This is a genomic window from Methanocaldococcus fervens AG86 (assembly GCF_000023985.1).
Lineage (GTDB): Archaea > AGJL01 > Methanococci > Methanococcales > Methanocaldococcaceae > Methanocaldococcus > Methanocaldococcus fervens.
This window is the reverse complement of record NC_013156.1, coordinates 712802-731450: the sequence shown is the minus strand read 5'-3', so window position 1 is coordinate 731450 and position 18649 is coordinate 712802. Positions and strand designations below refer to the sequence as shown.

The 18649-nt window shown below is 30.9% G+C and carries 15 protein-coding genes and 1 CRISPR repeat array; of the genes, 10 read left to right on the top strand and 5 right to left on the bottom strand.

Translation table 11 applies throughout. The features are described 5' to 3' along the window. Positions 1-3 precede the first annotated feature (3 nt). The 3 genes from MEFER_RS03905 to MEFER_RS03895 are packed head-to-tail and all read right to left on the bottom strand — an operon-like array spanning position 4 to position 5494. On the bottom strand, positions 4-3054 hold the full coding sequence (locus MEFER_RS03905; protein ID WP_015791331.1) for an HsdR family type I site-specific deoxyribonuclease: 3051 nt from the start codon (positions 3052-3054) through the stop codon (positions 4-6). 28 nt (positions 3055-3082) lie between these two features. Next, on the bottom strand, positions 3083-3742 hold the full coding sequence (locus MEFER_RS03900) for a restriction endonuclease subunit S (RefSeq protein WP_015791330.1): 660 nt from the start codon (positions 3740-3742) through the stop codon (positions 3083-3085). An 18-nt stretch (positions 3743-3760) separates the two neighbouring features. After that, a complete protein-coding gene (locus MEFER_RS03895; protein WP_015791329.1) occupies positions 3761-5494 on the bottom strand; it encodes an N-6 DNA methylase in 1734 nt (577 codons plus the stop codon). Between the two features lie 165 nt (positions 5495-5659). On the opposite strand from MEFER_RS03895, the gene lysA reads away from it, so the two are divergent. Genes lysA through hemC form a run of 4 tightly spaced genes read left to right on the top strand, consistent with a single transcriptional unit; the run spans position 5660 to position 9620 of the window. Then, the gene (gene lysA, locus MEFER_RS03890; protein WP_015791328.1) at positions 5660-6970 is read left to right on the top strand and encodes a diaminopimelate decarboxylase; all 1311 of its coding nucleotides are present in this window, start codon (positions 5660-5662) and stop codon (positions 6968-6970) included. 29 nt (positions 6971-6999) lie between these two features. Then, on the top strand, positions 7000-8025 hold the full coding sequence (gene argC / locus MEFER_RS03885; protein WP_015791327.1) for an N-acetyl-gamma-glutamyl-phosphate reductase: 1026 nt from the start codon (positions 7000-7002) through the stop codon (positions 8023-8025). A 40-nt stretch (positions 8026-8065) separates the two neighbouring features. Further along, a complete protein-coding gene (locus MEFER_RS03880) occupies positions 8066-8737 on the top strand; it encodes a diphthine--ammonia ligase (protein WP_015791326.1) in 672 nt (223 codons plus the stop codon). 4 nt (positions 8738-8741) lie between these two features. Then, positions 8742-9620 (top strand): hydroxymethylbilane synthase, encoded by an 879-nt coding sequence (hemC, locus tag MEFER_RS03875; protein ID WP_015791325.1) that lies wholly within the window; start codon positions 8742-8744, stop codon positions 9618-9620. Here hemC and MEFER_RS03870 read toward each other — a convergent pair. Continuing rightward, on the bottom strand, positions 9617-9994 hold the full coding sequence (locus MEFER_RS03870) for a metal-dependent transcriptional regulator (protein ID WP_015791324.1): 378 nt from the start codon (positions 9992-9994) through the stop codon (positions 9617-9619). The genes hemC and MEFER_RS03870 overlap by 4 nt on opposite strands. 108 nt (positions 9995-10102) lie before the next feature. Between MEFER_RS03870 and MEFER_RS03865 the strand changes: the two genes are divergently transcribed. From MEFER_RS03865 to thiI, 6 genes are all read left to right on the top strand, one after another. Continuing rightward, positions 10103-10333: a FeoA family protein gene (locus tag MEFER_RS03865; protein WP_015791323.1), complete on the top strand. Its 231-nt coding sequence runs from the start codon at positions 10103-10105 to the stop codon at positions 10331-10333. Beyond that, complete coding sequence (gene feoB / locus MEFER_RS03860) at positions 10326-12335, top strand: ferrous iron transport protein B (protein WP_015791322.1); 2010 nt, start codon at positions 10326-10328, stop codon at positions 12333-12335. Before MEFER_RS03865 ends, feoB begins: the two co-directional genes overlap by 8 nt. Positions 12336-12345: 10 nt before the next feature. Beyond that, entirely contained in the window at positions 12346-12783 is a 438-nt protein-coding gene (locus MEFER_RS03855) for a hypothetical protein (protein WP_015791321.1), read from the top strand. A gap of 156 nt (positions 12784-12939) precedes the next feature. Next, positions 12940-13833: a CRISPR direct-repeat array (repeat unit 30 nt; unit sequence ATTTCCATACCGTTCCGGTCTGATTTTAAC). A 466-nt stretch (positions 13834-14299) separates the two neighbouring features. Next, a complete protein-coding gene (gene purB / locus MEFER_RS03850; RefSeq protein WP_015791320.1) occupies positions 14300-15646 on the top strand; it encodes an adenylosuccinate lyase in 1347 nt (448 codons plus the stop codon). Between the two features lie 65 nt (positions 15647-15711). Further along, positions 15712-16341 (top strand): cobalt-precorrin-8 methylmutase, encoded by a 630-nt coding sequence (locus MEFER_RS03845; protein WP_015791319.1) that lies wholly within the window; start codon positions 15712-15714, stop codon positions 16339-16341. A 113-nt stretch (positions 16342-16454) separates the two neighbouring features. Next, entirely contained in the window at positions 16455-17576 is a 1122-nt protein-coding gene (gene thiI, locus MEFER_RS03840; RefSeq protein ID WP_015791318.1) for a tRNA uracil 4-sulfurtransferase ThiI, read from the top strand. On the opposite strand, the gene MEFER_RS03835 is transcribed toward thiI, so the two are convergent. After that, entirely contained in the window at positions 17573-18640 is a 1068-nt protein-coding gene (locus MEFER_RS03835) for a tRNA (5-methylaminomethyl-2-thiouridine)(34)-methyltransferase MnmD (RefSeq protein WP_015791317.1), read from the bottom strand. The genes thiI and MEFER_RS03835 overlap by 4 nt on opposite strands. Between the last annotated feature and the right edge of the window lie 9 nt (positions 18641-18649).

Below are 18649 nucleotides of genomic sequence, written 5' to 3'. Positions count from 1 at the left end.
ACATTATGTAAAAATTGGTTTAATAATCTCTTCAACTATCTTGTTTGACATTTTTCTTCTTTTTTCAGTTTCTTTAATTGCATTTCTCAAATCAATAAATAAGAATTTTTTAATTTTATCAAAATCACTTGGTTTTATTAATTTTTTATCTTCCAAATTTTTTAAGGTCTTTTCAGTTAATGGAAGTTTTCTGATATTACAATTTTTTATATAATTTAAATAGAACAATATATTTTTTAATGCCTTATCTGAATTTGATAATGATTTTTCTTCCTCTTCATAGGTTTTTAATGAATTTAAATAATTTATCAATTCGTTAATTACCTCCTCGCTCTTTTTGGTTCTTGTTATATATTCATTTTTCAATTCCTTTATTCTATTGTATATAATCCTATATATCGGCTCTTTTTTGTTTTTAGTGGTGTCTAAGGCAAAATAAATTATATTAGCAACAATTACATTAAATTCATCTTCTTTTAAGTTCTTCAATAGTTTTAGGTCCAGAGGGATTGAGGCAATGTCCTTATAAGTATCAAACTCTAAGTATTTTATTAATTCTTTTTTTATTCTATTGTATGGAATTTTATAGCTCTTTGGCTTTGTTTGCTTGTTTATTCCAGCGGATAATAATTTTAACCATTCATACATTTCATAATAATTTAGCTTTTCCCCATAAGCTCCAACTGCCTCAAATAATTGGATAAGTTCTCTAAGTTTTGTATAAAAATAATCAAATTTATCGCTTAGGGTAATTTTGGCTATAATCTTTTTAAATTCTTTTTCTGGCTCTTTATGTTTTTTTAAGTTTTCAATGAAATTATTAAAATCAATTCCAACGATTGAGTTAAATAACTTTTTAAATTCATCCAACTTTGTTAAAAAACTCTCCCAAATCTTTGACGTCTCAACAAATAAGTTGTTTAAAATATCTTTATTTATTGCTTCATCTCTGTATAAATTATAGTTTTCAATTGCCTTTTTGTAGTTCTCAATTAATATTCCTGTTAAATCAACAATAAGCCCATATTTTTTATTTTTTGCTGGTCTGTTTGCCCTTGCGGATGCTTGGAGTAATAAGTAATCTTTAAGAAATTGGTGGAGGTATATAGTTTTTAATATAGGTGCATCAAAACCAGTTAATAGTTTTTTATTGACTATTAAAATTTTTGGCTCATTTGAAGTTTTAAACTTGTCAGCCCATTCTTTATTTAATTCATCCACATTTTTATTATACCTATTTTCAATCATCTTTTTGTAGTTCTCAATTTCTACCTCATCATTGTGCTGATAAGTTATAACAACCTGAGTCCAGTTTTCATCGTAGTCCCTTATCTTTTCTTTAAGATATTTATCTAAATATTTTTTAAATAAAATGCATGACTTCCTATCTTGTGCTATAACCATCGCTTTAAATTTAAAGTTCTCAGTGTCTTCTAAAATGTTATTTGCTATATATTTGGATGCCTCCCTTATACTACTTTCACTTTTTAATAAATCAGATAATTTTATCTTTTCAGCAATTTCCTTTTTGGATACAACAATCTTATCAGCATCCTCTTCATCAACAAACAATTTTTCTATAATATTTTTTATCTCTTCCTCTGAAATATCTTTTATATCTTCTGGTTTAACAACTCTCCAAATTAGAGGTAAGGTAAAGCCCTCTTTTATTGATTCCTCAATAAAAAACCTGTCTAAGTAAAACTCTCCTTCTTTTGGGTAGGCATATTCCTTAAACGTGCTTGCATCTTTTTTATGAATTGGAGTTCCAGTAAAACCAATTGCAATGGCATTTTTTAAAATTTTGTTTCTTAGAGTTGCAAATTTTCCTGATTCAGTTCTATGTGCTTCATCTCTCAAAATCAAAATTTCTTTTTTATCAATTGAGCCAAATGAGTTTATAAAGTCATTTAATTTATTTTTATCAAATTTGTGCATCATAACCAAATAAACTCCCTTTCCTGAAATGTTTATATTTTTTTCTGACTCTTTTATTATTTTTAAAACTTTTTTAAGTTCTTCAATACTTTCAATTCTTTTAAAACTCTCTTTAAATGTTATATTTTGTAAGGCAATTATGTCATCATTAAACTGATTCTCCAACTCCCTCCTATCTACCATTATAAAAACAATAGGGTCTCTGTTTTTAAATTCGTTATAAAATATTTCCGCCAAATAAATAATTTCAAAGGTTTTCCCACTTCCCTGCCAATGCCAAATTAAGCCCCTATTTTTATAATCTTCGTTGTTTAGGTAGTTGATTATTCTCTCATAAGCTTTTTTTACAGCCCAATATTGCATATACCTCGGGATAATTTTAGTTTTTCTCCCAGCCCTGTCCTTACTAAAAAATATAAAGTTCTTTATTATATCTAAAACCCTCTCCCTTTTTAACAAATCCCAAATATCCTCCTCTTTTTTCACATTTTTCCATTTGTATGGCTTTTTAAATCTATCTTCTTTTTCTTCATTTGGGTATGTTGAAATATAAAGTTTTTCATCTCCATAGGCAATGGCAAACTGCACATAGCTGAATAGTTTAGGAGCTTCCCTCTCATACCTATTTATTTGATTTATTGCCTCTTCATAAGTTTCTTTTTCAGATAGTTCTCTTTTTGCCTCTATAATAATTATGGGAATTCCATTAACAAATAATGTAAAATCTGGGATAATATTGTCGTTTCCTTTAAATTTTAGTTCATGAGCATAGTTAAAAACATTTTTCTCAATATTTTTGTAATCAATTAATTTAACCCTATTAGAAACTTGCCCTTTTCTTCCTTTATCTAATGTTATTAATATCCCATTTTTAATATAGTCCAAAATATTCTCTGGTTTCTGCTCATTTATTAGCTTATTTATTGCTTTTTCAATAAATTCCTCTTTGTATTCTTCTATATGGTCATTTATAATTTTTAATTGCTCCTCTAAGATTGGTTTTATTATGTAGTTGTTAAATGCTTCATTATAAAATGATTCATCCAATGGTTTCCAACCCAATTTATTTAAATTTCCTTCTATATTCCTATGGACATAAATCTCGGGGATTGGCATTTTATTCACCTGAAATAAAAAATTTATTTTAAGAATTTAAATTTTTTACTCTTATTTTTCCAGTTAGTAGTAAATCCATGATTTTCTTTTTTGCTTTTTCTAATTGTTCTTTTTCTTTTCTTTTTATTTCAATTAATTCATCAATAGATTTTAATCTTTCAGCTATTGCTTTCTGTTCTTCTATTGGTGGAAGAGGGATTTTAAAAGTTTTCACTATTTGAGCATTCAAATTCTTTTGTGTTGTTTGCATTCCTAATTTAGAATAATAATTTTTGTTTTTGGCTAAAATATAATACAGGAATTCACTCTCCAAAACTTCCCCTTTTGGTATTATTCCTAAAATTGCCTGATTTGTAGCTACCTCTATTTTATTTATTGCAGTTTCTCCAATACTTCCATACATAGCAAATAATACAGAATTTTTCGGAACTATCCATGCATTGGAATTATTTAAACCCTTTTCAGTTATTTTTACCTTCGTATAAGTTAAATATTTATTTGAGTTAGTTATATCTTCAATTTTAACAAATGGAATTGTTCCGCTTTCATAATACTCTTTTACACTGGTTTTTGGAGTTCCTCCTGCTTTTATTTTTTTGCAAACATCCTTCAACTCAACAACATCCCAATCCTCTGGAACTCTCAACCCATCAATCTCTTTAAAATTCTCCTCTTTATAAAATTTCATAAAATCACCAAAAAATATTTATTTAATCTCCTTAATCTCCTCTAAATAACCTTTAACAACCTCAAACTTCTCCAAATATTCATTATGCAATTTATTAAGCTCATCATAGACCTCATTTAAATCAATATCCTCATCCTCTTCAATTGGAAAAACATACAAGGAAACATTTAAATTATAGTCATTATTTTTAATCTCCTCAATATCTACAACCTTACAAAAGCCATCAACATCCTTAAACTCCTTATATGCCTTTGCTATTTTCTCAATGTTCTCATCAGATAGTTTATTTAATTTTTTAACTTCTGGATGCTTAACATATTCATTAGAGGCATTTATAAACAAAATTTTTCCTTTTCTTTCTTCTGGTTTATTCTTATTCAAAATTAAAATAATCCCTGGTGCAGGACAATTATAAAATAACTTCTCAGGCAATAAAACAACTGCCTCAATTAAATCATCATCTACAAATTTCTTCCTTATTGTTTTTTCTCTCCCACTCCTAAACAAAGCTCCTGAATCTAATACAATACCTGCCTTTTTTTCAGTGTAATAATTTATAAGTTGAACCCACGCCCAATCAGCAGAGTTTTTATTTGGAAATCCATATTTGTAAATATAATTATACTTTTCATTAACTTTTAAAGTATCTTCATCATAACCATCTTGATTCCATGGTGGATTTGCTACAACCTTATCAGCTTTATCTATTTTTTTAACTTCTTTAATAAAACTCTCAAACTTTGGATTTAGTAAAGAGTCGCCAATAAACACCTTAGCATCTTTTAAATTAATTCCATGCAGTATAAAATTCAACTTTGCTAAAACAGCAGTTACGTCATTCCTTTCCTGTCCAACCAATACAATATTTGGATTACTACCTGCAAATCTATACTGCTCTATCAACATAGAACCAGAACCACACGCAGGGTCTAAAATTACTTCATCATCTCTTGGCTCAACCAAATGGGCAATTAATTTGCTAACTTCAATAGGAGTATAAACCTCTCCCTCCTTTGCCTTTGTTGGAGCAAAATAATTTAAAGTCCATTCATAGGCATCCCCTAATATATCATAAGACGCCTCTGAAAAGTCAGCCCTACTAAATAAATTAATTAAATGTTGAACTATCTGCCTGTTTTCATTTTCAAATAATGTGGGGAGTCCAGTTCTTTTTATTAACTCATCCAACCCGCTCAATTTTTCTCTATTCATCTCAACAATTTTATTTAATGCAGTTATAAAATCCTCTGGATTATTGGCAACATTCTGCCATACATACAACTTTTTACCCTCAACATCATAAAGCTCTAAAATTTCCTCATTAGCCAACACATAAATATCCTCTTCATTCAAATCTTCAAACTCTTCTTTTAATTCAGCAACTTTTAATAGATATTTATCACTAATCGCCTTAAAAAATAAAAATAATAACAATACTTTATAATCCACATGCGTTCTTATCAAATCAGCTCCTTGTTTAAGTAAGCTAATTAATTTATCTTTACTTACCTTTTCAATTTTTCCATTACCCAATGGCTTTATCTTATAAATCTTCTTTCTTTTATCTTCCTTTTTTGCTCTTCTCTCTAATAATCCAGCATCTACCAACTTAGACAAAACTTCACTAACATTTTCATAGTTATCTTTAAGAACCTTTTCAGCCATATCATATGTAAATGGAAACAGTCCAAATTTCTCCATTAATATATTGTATGCCTTCAAAAACCTTGGTTCAACATTTTCAATTTTCAAGGTATCACCAACTTAGATAGTTATTTTAATGTTTTAACTATATAACCTGTACCACAATACTGTATATAAAGGTTTGCACCAATGCAAAAATAAATAATCAAAAACAATAATAATAAGTTAAAGAATTATAAAACCTACTAAAAATAATAAAAAGATGGTGATTTTATGAAATTTTTAGGCAATGATACAGTAGAAATAAAGGACGGAAGATTCTTTATAGATGGTTATGATGCAATTGAATTGGCAGAGAAGTTTGGAACACCTTTATATGTAATGTCAGAGGAGCAGATAAAGATAAATTATAACAAATATATTGAAGCGTTTAAAAGATGGGAAGAAGAAACAGGAAAGGAGTTTATTGTTGCCTATGCCTATAAAGCAAATGCAAATTTGGCTATTACAAAGCTTTTATCTAAATTAGGATGTGGGGCAGATGTTGTAAGTGGTGGAGAGCTGTATATAGCGAAGTTATCAAATGTTCCTTCAGAGAAAATTGTTTTTAATGGAAACTGTAAGACAAAAGAAGAGATTATAATGGGAATTGAGGCAAATATTAGGGCTTTTAATGTTGATAGCATAAGTGAGTTAATTTTGATAAATGAAACAGCAAAAGAGCTTGGAAAAGTGGCAAATGTAGCTTTTAGAATAAATCCAAACGTAGATCCAAAAACTCACCCAAAGATTTCAACAGGTTTAAAGAAAAATAAATTTGGTTTGGATGTTGAGAGTGGAATAGCCTTAAAGGCAATAAAAATGGCTTTAGAAATGGATAATGTAAATGTTGTTGGAGTTCACTGCCATATTGGTTCCCAATTAACAGATGTAAGTCCATTTATTGAGGCAACAGAGAAAGTTATGGATTTTGTTGTTAAATTAAAAGAAGAAGGTATAGAAATAAGAGATGTTAATTTAGGTGGGGGCTTAGGAATCCCTTATGAGAAGGATAAAAAAGTGCCAACACAAAAAGATTTGGCCGATGCAATAATAAACACTATGTTGAAGTATAAAGATAAGGTAGAGATGCCAAATCTCATATTAGAGCCAGGTAGAAGTTTAGTTGCCACTGCAGGTTATTTATTGGGAAGAGTTCACCATATAAAAGAAACTCCTATAACAAAGTGGGTTATGGTTGATGCTGGAATGAACGATATGATGAGACCAGCTATGTATGACGCTTACCATCATATAATAAATTGTAAAGTTAAAGATGAAAAAGAGGTTGTGAGTATAGCTGGAGGGCTTTGTGAGAGTAGTGATGTCTTTGGTAGAGATAGGGAAATTGATAAACCAGAGGTTGGAGATGTCTTGGCTATATTTGATGTGGGTGCTTATGGGATAAGTATGGCAAACAACTACAATGCAAGAGGAAGACCAAGAATGGTTTTAACAAGTAAGAAGGGAGTGTTTTTAATTAGAGAAAGGGAGAGCTATGCAGATTTAATTGCTAAGGATATAGTTCCTCCACACTTGTTATAAATTTAAATTATTTTATTTTTGGTGAAAATATGAAGGAAGTGGCAATAATTGGTGCTACTGGATATACTGGAGCTGAGCTGTTGAGACTGCTGGCAAATCATGAAAAAGTTAATGTAACATACATAACTTCAAGAAAAGAAGCTGGAAAGCATGTTTTTAAAATTCATCCACACTTAAAAGGCATTGAGAAATATAAAGACCTGTATTTTACAGGAGATGTTGATAAGGTTGAAGCAGATTTAATATTTACTGCAACACCTCATGGGGCTTCAATGGACATAGTTCCAGATTTTATTGAGAGGGGAATGAAAGTTATTGATTTAAGTGGGGATTATAGATTTGAGGATTTAAGCTTATATGAAAAATATTATAAGATAAAGCACAAAGGATTACCAGAAACAAAAATTGCCTATGGATTGCCTGAACTGCATAGGGAGGAGATAAAAAAAGCTCAACTTGTTGCAAATCCAGGATGTTTCCCAACAGGAGCTATTTTAGCTGTAGCTCCATTAGTTAAAGAAGGGATTATAGAGGAGAGAATAATATTTGATTCAAAAACAGGAGTTAGTGGAGCTGGAGTAAATCCAACTGAAATAACACATTTCCCAAATGTAAATGAAAATATAAATCCATACAAAATAACAACCCATAGACATACACCAGAAATTGAAAAAGAGTTAAAAAAACTTGGGAAGGCAAAGGTTTCCTTCACCCCCCACTTAGCTCCAATAACAAGAGGAATTTTAACAACCGCACATACATTTTTAGCTAAGGATGTTGATAGAGAAGAAATAATTAAAGTTTATGAAAAATTCTATAAGGATGAGTTTTTTGTTAGGATATTCTCAGAGGAGATTCCAAAATTAACATGGGTTAGAGGAACAAACTTCTGCGACATTGGGGGCTTTGAGATTGATGAACATAATAGGTTAGTGGTTATCTCAGCAATAGATAACTTGGTTAAAGGGGCAAGTGGACAGGCAATACAGAACATGAACATAATGTTTGGATTTGATGAAAAAGAGGGGCTATTTGAAGTTGGATTAAACCCATAGTTTAATTTTTATATTTATTTTTAGATTTTTAGGTGGTTTAATGGACGTTGCAGTTCTATACTCTGGAGGAAAGGATTCAAACTACGCATTATACTGGGCGTTAAAAGAAGGCTTTAATGTAAAATACCTTGTAAATGTTGAGAGTGAAAACAAAGAGAGTTATATGTTTCATATACCAAATGTGCATTTAACAGAACTTAGTTCTAAAGCTGCGGGCATTCCATTGGTAAAAATATACACAAAGGGAGAGAAGGAAAAAGAAGTTTTGGATTTAAAAAAAGGAATTGAAAAGTTGGATGTTGAGGGAATTGTTAGCGGAGCGATAGCAAGCGTTTATCAAAAATCAAGAATTGATAGGATTTGTGAAGAGTTGGGGTTGAAGTCTTTCTCTCCATTGTGGCATAAAGATCCTGAGTGGGTTTTAAGAACTACAAGTTCTCTTTTTGATGTAAGGATTGTTGGAGTTTATGCCTATGGATTGGGAAAAGAGTGGTTAGGAAAAAGAATAACTGAAGAGAACATTGATAAATTATTAAAAATTTGTGAGAAATATGGTATAAATAAGGCATTTGAAGGTGGAGAGGCAGAAACGTTTGTTTTTGACTCCCCAGTATTTAAGAAGAGGATAGAGGTTATTGAGGCGGAGATTGAATGGCATGAAACATGGGGGGTTTGTAATATAAAAAAGGCGAAATTAGTCGATAAGGAATGAGATTATGATTAGGATAGGAACGAGGGGTAGTAAGTTAGCTTTATATCAAGCAAATAAAGTAGCTGAGTTATTAAAAAATCTTGGCTACGATGTTGAGATAAAGATAATTAAAACTACTGGAGATAGGGTTTTAAATAAAAAACTTTCAGACATTGGTATTGGGGTATTTACAAAGGAGTTGGATTTAGCTATGTTAAATAACGAGATTGATATTGCTGTTCATAGTTTAAAAGATATTCCAACTATTTGGAATGAAAATTTAATGGTTGGGGCTGTTTTGGAAAGAGACAGCTATTACGATTTATTAATTTGGAATAAAAATGTAGATTTTGATGAGAATAGCGAGATAATTATAGGAACTTCAAGTTTAAGAAGGAGAGCTTTTTTAAAATTTCTGTATCCTAATGCAAGGTTTGAATTGCTGAGAGGAAATGTAGATACAAGATTAAAGAAATTGAAGGATGGTCTTTACGATGCTATAGTCCTATCTGAAGCTGGAATAATAAGGTTGGGGATTAATTTAGATGATTTTAACTATAAGAGATTAAACATCCTTCCAGCTCCTGCTCAAGGGATTATAGCCGTTGCATGTAAAAGGGATGATGAGGAAATAAAAGAGATATTAAAAGAGATCAACCACAAAAAAACTTATTTGGGGTCATCTTGTGAAAGAGCCGCTTTAAATCAATTTGGAGGTGGGTGTAGCGTTCCATTTGGAGCTTTAGCGGTTTATGATGAAAAAAATGAGGTCTTAAAGTTAAATGCTGGAGTGGTTATTGAGGATGAGCTAAAAACTGCCTCTGGAGAAGTAAAATGTAAAATTGATGATATTGATAAGGCAATTGAGCTTGGGAAAAATATTGGGAAAAAATTGAGATATTAAACTTTATCTTTAAATTTTTCCATAAAATCTTTTAATTTTTTTAAGGTTTTATCTGACAATGCATGTTCCAATTTACATGCTTCTTCAGAAGCTGTTTTTTCATCTAACCCCAAGAATTTTTCTAAAAATATCCGAAGAGTTTTATGTTTGTCCCAAACTTCTTTAGCTTTATCTTCGCCTTTTTCTGTTAAAGTTATTCCAACGTATGGTTCGTAGTTAACATATCCCAACTCTTGGAGTTTTTTTGCCATGTTTGTTACTGCTGATGGCTTTATATCTAATAATTTTGCCAATTCAGTTGTTTTTATGGGCCTATTATTTTCTTTAGTAAATAAATAAATTTTTTCCAAGTAATCTTCAATGCTTTGGGTCATAATGCCACCGAAAAGTTTTTATACTCTTATATGTTATTTATTTTAACTGAGGTTAAAACTTTTAGTTATAGTTAAATCATTTAATCATATATAAATATTGTGGTGATTATGTACCCATTGGCGTTTGCTAAAGAAGGAGAAGAAGTTGTTGTCAAAAGCATTAATGCTGGTTATGGAGCTGTGCAGAGACTTTCAAGTATGGGGATAAATATAAGGAGCAAAATAAAAGTTGTAAGAAATCAAAACGGTCCTGTGATAGTGTCAGCAAGGGGAAGTAATATAGCAATAGGTAGGGGCTTAGCAATGAAGATAATTGTTGAGAGGGAGAGTGATGAGTGATAAATATGAGATAGCCTTAATTGGCAACCCGAACGTTGGTAAATCCACCTTATTTAATGCTTTAACTGGAGAAAATGTTTATATCGGCAATTGGCCAGGTGTAACTGTAGAGAAAAAAGAAGGGGAATTTGAATATAACGGAAAAAAATTTAAAGTTGTTGATTTACCTGGAGTTTATAGCTTAACAGCAGATTCCATTGATGAAATTATTGCAAGAGATTACATAATAAATGAAAAACCTGATTTGGTTGTTAATATAGCTGATGCTACCGCCTTAGAAAGGAATTTATATTTAACTTTACAGCTAATGGAAATGGGGGCTAATATATTACTGGTTTTAAATAAAATGGATTTAGCTAATAAGTTAGGAATGGAGATTGATATAAATAAATTAGAGAAGATTTTGGGGATTAAAGTAGTTCCAATATCGGCAGTTAAAAAGATTGGAATTGAGGATTTAAAAAAGGCAATATTAGAAACTGTAAAAAATAAAAAATCAGCTGAAATTAGGTATCCGCACTTTGAACCATACATTAAAAAGATAATCTCAATTTTAGAAAAGGATGAGGGTTTAAAAAAATATAATCTGAGATACTTGGCTATAAAACTACTTGAAAATGATAAATATGTGTTGGATATTGTAAAAAACAGCAGTATTTTGGGTAAATTGAAGCCAATTTTAGATGACATGATGAAAGAATTATCCAAAAAATATGGAGAGGCTGAATTGGGAATAGTTGAGGAGAGATACAAGGTTATTGATAAAATTGTTGAAGAGGTTGTTAAGAAAAAATCTGGTAAATTAACAACTACACAGATGCTTGATGATGTTTTGACTGATGAAAAAGTTGGGATTTTATTATTAATTCCATTTTTATGGATGTTATTTAAATTCACATTTGATGTTTCAGGACCATTTTCAGCCATGATTGATTATATATTCTCATTCTTAGCAGAGGTCGTAAAATCTTCCATATCTAATGAATTTATATCATCTTTATTAGCTGATGGTATTATCTCAGGAGTTGGGGCTGTTTTAGTATTTTTCCCAATACTGGCATTCTTGTTCTTTGCGTTATCCTTCTTAGAAGACAGTGGCTACATGGCAAGAATTCCATTCATAGCAGATAGGTTTATGAACAAATTTGGCTTGCCAGGAAAGGCGATTATTCCATTGGTTATGGGTTTTGGTTGTAATGTGCCTGCGATAATGGCTACAAGGACCATGGAGAATGAGAAAGATAGGATTTTAACTATATTAATAAATCCTTTAATGTCTTGCTCTGCAAGGTTGCCAATCTATGCTTTATTTGCTGGAGCATTTTTTTCAGCATATCAAGGGCTTGTAGTCCTAAGTATGTATGCACTTGGGGTAGTATTGGCTTTGATTATAGCTGCGATATTTAGAAAGTTTGTATTTAAAACATCTCCATCATATTTGATTGTTGAACTGCCTTCCTATCAAATTCCACATTTAAATATAGTCCTAAAAAATACCTGGGAGAGGGTTTATTCCTTTTTAAGAAAAGCTGGAACAATCATTGTATTTGGAGTTATATTGGTTTGGCTTCTTTCTGTTTATGGACCTTCTGGATATTTGGGCGTAGAAGCTTTGGAAAATCCTCAGATACTTGCCAACTCCTATGTTGCAGTTATTGGTAAAACCTTATCTCCAATATTCAGCCCAATGGGATGGGATTGGAAAGCTTGCTCCGCCCTGCTGTTTGGAGTTGTAGCTAAAGAAGTAGTAGTTGGAAGCTTGGCTATGCTCTATGGAGTTGGTGAAGAGGGCTTATCAAACTTAATTGTTAATGCATTTACTCCAGTTTCTGCCTATGCATACATGGCGTTCTGTTTAATTTACCTTCCTTGTATAGCAACATTAGCAGTTATAAAACAGGAGATTGGTTGGAAGTGGGCAATATTTGCCCTTGTTTATGAAGTGGTTTTAGCATACATTGTAGCTTTAACAATTACAGTTGTTGGAAATTTAATATTTTAGGTGAGATTTTATGGATATAAAAGAGGTAAAAAAAGATATAACTTTATTATCTTTAGTATTTGGACTCTTATTTTTATTCTCTGGAGGTATTGAGGTTGTAGTTTGGATTTGTTCAGTAGTTGGTGTTGAAAGTGAATTGCCTTTATTTGTTGGAGATGTTTTTGGAGGGTTGGCATTACTTGCTGTTGGAATAACGTACCTTTTAGGAGTAAAAAAGGCTGTAAATGAAGATATAAGGGCGATTTCTTATTTATTTACTGCTTCAATAGTGGGTTTAGGTATTGGAATTATAGCTTTATTGCTTTTAATAGCTAATGCCATAGGATTTTTGTTAGGTTTTGACGATTGGGCAGATTGGAGTATTTTTAATGATTTAAACATATATTTAATATGTGGATTGCTTGCAGTGATTCCATACAAAATAGCCAGAATTATATCATCCAAATAATTTTTTATTGTTTAATTTTATTTTGAGTCTATTTTATAATACAATGCTAGTTTTCTTCAAAGTCTATCTTTATTTTAGCGTGTTAATATTTTCATTCTCTAAGACTCTGATTTTAACAGCACTTTAAAGATGATGAGAAGCTTAAAAAATCCTCATGTTTCCATTCCGTTCCGGTCTGATTTTAACATGTAGATGATGAAGCAACCAAATCATGGCATGAAAATTTCCATACCGTTCCGGTCTGATTTTAACATAGATGTCCGTAAAGAATGGCACTTTGGCAATTAAATCATTTCCATACCGTTCCGGTCTGATTTTAACTGGTGGTAAGGCATGGCAAAGAAAGTAATCTTAATATAATTTCCATACCGTTCCGGTCTGATTTTAACATACAAGAAAGAGATGCTGAGAAATTCAAAAATGAATTTCCATACCGTTCCGGTCTGATTTTAACGATATTGACATTGTAGAGATAATTGAAAAATACAGATTTCCATACCGTTCCGGTCTGATTTTAACTCTATTGCTAAATTATTTGGCTTAAAACTCCCTTTTATTTCCATACCGTTCCGGTCTGATTTTAACGTATTAGAAATACTAACAAATGAGGGATAAAATGCTATTTCCATACCGTTCCGGTCTGATTTTAACATATTCCTTTAATCTTTTCTTTGGATTCAATTCAAAATTTCCATACCGTTCCGGTCTGATTTTAACTGTTATTAGGGTTGAAGCCGCTTGCGAGATTCGTATTTCCATACCGTTCCGGTCTGATTTTAACAAAGTCAATTGTTTAGAGGTATGCTTCGCCTCTAAAAATTTCCATACCGTTCCGGTCTGATTTTAACTCCATTGTCATATTATCACTTTTTATATTTGCATTTAATTTCCATACCGTTCCGGTCTGATTTTAACATAATGTTCATTCACATGATATTAGTTTACGTTACTGGATTTCCATACCGTTCCGGTCTGATTTTAACAAAGTCAATTGTTTAGAGGTATGCTTCGCCTCTAAAAATTTCCATACCGTTCCGGTCTGATTTTAACAGGACAATTACTCGAGATAAGTATATTTTTAGCATTCTTAATATTTATGCTTTACTCTACCCTATAAGTCGAAGGGTACTTAACCCCATTTGTTTATATACCTCTGCACATATATAAATTTTGCTTATTAGACTTAAAAAAGAATTTTAAAAGCAATTATTTTTTAAAATATAATTTATTTGTTGTGGAAATATGCCTTAAAAGATAATTAACTAAAATCTCTCAAAAATCTTTATAATTTAATTAATCTAAATATTTGAAATAATCAAAATAAACTACCCTTCGAAATTTCTTAAAAATCATTAAAACCGAAAAATAAGCTATAAAAAACCTTTATTTAAAAAATAAAACTCTTTAATCGAGATAAATATTATCTAAATATTTATATTTATTTTAACCCTTCATCAAACTATAAAAATCATTAACATTAATTTAAAGTTAATCAAAATACAATCATGGTGAAAAAATGGCAGTACATCCAATTGACTATAGATATGGGACTCCTGAGATGAGAAGAGTTTGGGAAGAAGAAAATAAGTTAGAAAAAATGTTAAAAGTTGAAGCTGCATTGGCTAAAGCTCAAGGAGAACTTGGTTTAATACCAAAAGAAGCTGCTGAAGAAATTAATAGAAAGGCATCAACAAAATACGTGAAATTGGAGAGAGTTAAAGAAATTGAGAAACAAACAAGGCATGATGTTGTTGCAATGATTAGAGCTTTAGCTGAAGTTTGTGAAGGAAATGCTGGAGAATACATTCACTTTGGGGCAACATCAAACGATATTGTTGATACTGCCAACTCTTTATTATTAAAGGAATCAATTGAGATTATAGAGGATAAGTTAAAGCAATTAAAAGATATCTTATTAGATAAGGCTGAAGAGCATAAATACACCGTCTGTATTGGAAGAACTCATGGACAGCATGCAATTCCTACAACTTATGGAATGAGATTTGCTCTATGGGCGGCTGAAATTGATAGACATTTAGAAAGGTTGAAAGAAGCTAAAAAAAGGATTTGCGTTTCTATGATTACTGGAGCTGTTGGAACAATGGCGGCTATGGGAGAGAAAGGTTTAGAAGTGCATAAAAGAGTTGCAGAGATTTTGGGATTGGAACCAGTTTTAATTTCAAATCAAGTTATTCAAAGAGATAGACATGCTGAATTCATTGCTTTACTGGCTTTAATTGCTCAAACATTAAACAAGATTGGTGTTACTGTTAGAAGTATGCAAAGAACAGAGATTGGAGAGTTAGAGGAAGAGTTCGACCCAACAAAACAAACTGGTTCATCAACGATGCCTCATAAAAGAAATCCAATAACATTTGAACAAATTTGCGGTTTATCAAGGGTTATAAAATCTCTATGTATAGCCGAGATGGACAACATTCCGTTATGGGAAGAGAGAGATTTAACAAATTCATCAGCTGAGAGGTGCATATTTGCAGAGGTTTGCGTTTTAACAGATCATATCTTAACTTTGGCAATTAAAGGGATTAAAAAATTAAAAGTTAATATCGAAAACGTTGAGAAAAACTTAAACTTAACAAAAGGGCTTATAATGGCTGAGAGAATAATGATTGAATTAGCTAAGAGAGGAATGGGTAGGCAAACAGCACACGAAGTTGTTAGACAGTGTGCAATGAAGGCTTATGAAGAAAAGAGGCATTTAAAAGATGTTTTATTGGAAAATGAAGAAGTTATGAAATATTTAACAAAAGAAGAATTAGAAGAGCTCATGGATCCAAAAACATATATCGGCTTAGCTCCAAAAATTGTAGATGAAGTTATAAAAACATTGAGGAATAAATAAAGCTTATTATCTTGTTTTTCCTATTTTTATTTATTATTTACATTTTTGGTGATTTTATGGATTTTATGGGGGCTATTTCAAAAGAAGGATTGGATATAGCAAATAAATCAAGAGAAATTGTTAGGAATAAAATAAAAGAAGTTTTAGGGGATGAGATAAAATTTAATGAGAAGGAGATGGGAATTATTGAAAGGGTAGTTCATGCAACTGCAGACCCTGAGTATGCGAAACTTTTAGTTTTTAAAAATAATCCAATAGAAGAGGGAATTAAAGCTATAAAAGAAGGGAAGCCAATAGTTGTCGATGTGAATATGATTAAGGCTGGAATTAGATACAACAATGTTTATTGCTTTATAAGTCATCCAGATGTTTATGAAATTGCTAAAAAAGAAGGGATAACGAGGGCAGTAGCTTCAATGAGATTGGCTAAGGATTATATAGATGGAGGGGTTGTAGTTATAGGAAATTCACCAACCGCACTTTTTGAAGTTATAAGATTAATTAAAGAAGAATGTATAAAGCCAAAATTAGTTGTAGGCGTTCCAGTTGGATTTGTTCAAGCTTCGGAATCAAAAGAAGCTTTGAGAAAAGTAGAGATTCCAAGTATATCAACTATTGGCCCAAAAGGAGGAACGCCAGTGGCTGTTGCCATAATTAATGGAATTATCGCTTATGCAAAAGATAAAAGAGCTTAAAATGAAATTACAAACATGCATATAATGACTAATGAGGTATTATGAAGGGCTGAATGCATCAGTTTTGATGAAACTTTTTCTAAAAGTTTCTTCTAAAGGTTGTTGGTGAGAGTATGGATATATTGGTTAGATATGGAGAAATTGGATTGAAATCAGACCCAATTAGAAAAAATTTAGAGGAAATATTGAGAAAGAATATTATAAAATTGCTTAGAAAATATGAAATTGATGCAGATGTTGAAATCTTACATAGGAGATTATTAGTTAAGGTAAATACAAAGGATAAGGAAGATTTGGCATTAAAATTATTGAAAAAAGTTTCAGGTATTGTTTCCTACAGCCCAGTTTATGAATGCCCATTGGACATTAATGAGATTGTAAATTATGGAGTTCAAATTATGAGGAAAAAATTAAACACTATAGGCAAAGAGAAAGTAACATTTGCGGTTAAAACAAAGAGAAGTAATAAAAGATTTCCATTTACTTCAGTAGATGTAAATAAAAAGGTGGGGGAAGCTGTTGTAGAAAAGCTTGGATTGGAAGTTGATTTAGAAAATCCAGAAATTATTTTAGGAATAGAGATTTTGATGGATAGAGCTTACATATTTACAGAAAAATATGAAGGTCTTGGAGGATTGCCAGCAGGTAGTCAGGGGAGGGTTCTCTGCTTAGTGTCTGATGGTATAGATAGCCCAGTAGCTGCATTTATGATGATTAGGAGAGGGTGTAGGGATGTTTTATTACATTTGAAGATGAGTGAAGAGGGGTTAAATAAGGCTAGAAGAATTGCAGAGGTTTTAAGTGATTACGATACTGAGTTGGAGTTTGTTGTTTATGATTACACAAATGATATAAAAGATATCGTGGAAAAGCTAAAGAGCATTAAAAAAGAAAATTATACTTGCATATTCTGTAAGAGAAGGATGTTAAAGGTTGCTGAAAAGTATGCCAAATATTTAGATTGTGATGCCATAGTTACTGGAGATAATTTAGGGCAAGTAGCTTCTCAAACATTAAAGAATTTGAGAGTTATAAGTGAAGGGATAAATTACCCAATCTTAAGACCTTTAATTGGTTTGGATAAAAATGATATTGTGGAGATAGCTAAAGAGATCGGAACTTATGAAATATCAACAGAAAAAGAAATAAAATGCCCTTACCTTCCAAAACATCCAAAAACTATAGCTAAACCAGAGGATATTAAGAAAATAAAGGAAAATGTAAAACTTATTTAATTTATAAAAATTTTATCAGCTATATTTCCAAAAAATTTCAATCTCATTTTTTTAATTAGTTCTGATGAATTTAAATCTTCTTTTTGAATTTTTAAAACTTCTTCTGGGATTTTACCCTTCTTTATTTGTTTTGTTGATAGATATTTATTTATTTTAATTAATTTTTCCTTTAATTTTTCCCTCCTCTCCTCTCTGTTTTTAATTATCTCATCCTTGGTTGAGCTTAACGTTCTATCTCTATAAGGTAAGGCAATAACTGATAAGGCTATAACTCTTTCATCAACCTCGTTAATCCTATTTGGTTTGAAATTTGGGTTTTTGTATGCCAACGTTATTCCCCTCTTCCTTCCAACACTCTCTCCCTCAGAGATTATAAAACCACAATCAACTAAAGCGCTTCTAAAAGGAATGGCTGAAGAGTAAGAGATTAAAACTCCGTTATCTTCCATTTTTTTGTAAATTTCTTTTAGAAAATCGTATGTGTATAGAGTTGGATCTCTTTTTGGTGAAAATGCGTCATGAAAAACCACGTTGTATTTTTTATTATTTTCTTTTATAAACTTTCTAGCATCTCCAACGTATAAATTAACGTTATTGTAATCTGATTTGTACTTTATACCAATTTTATTTAAAAAATACTCTCTAACCTTATCTTTTACAATTTCATGCTCTTTATATGGGATATCTAAAAATAAGGTTAAAAATAAAACCTCTTCACAAATTTCAACCATATCAATCTCTGCATCTTTATTATAATGTAGTGCCACTACAGCATTATAGCCTAAACCACTACATAAATCCAAAACTCTCGGATTTTTTAGACTTTCAATTTTTGAAGGTTTGGCAAACTTGTAAATAGCTTCTTTTAAAGCCCCAACCTTTGAATGCATCATCTCTTCTTCATCTTCAGCCTTTAAAGTGTAGGTTTTATCTTCCGTTTCTACCAAAACATTTTCTTTTTTTAATTTGTTAATCAAGCTCTCTTTAATACTTTCTTCATTTTTTCCATTGTATATTTTCATATACTTCCTGATAATCTCTAAAGCTTTTTTATTTGGAAGCATGCTATCCCA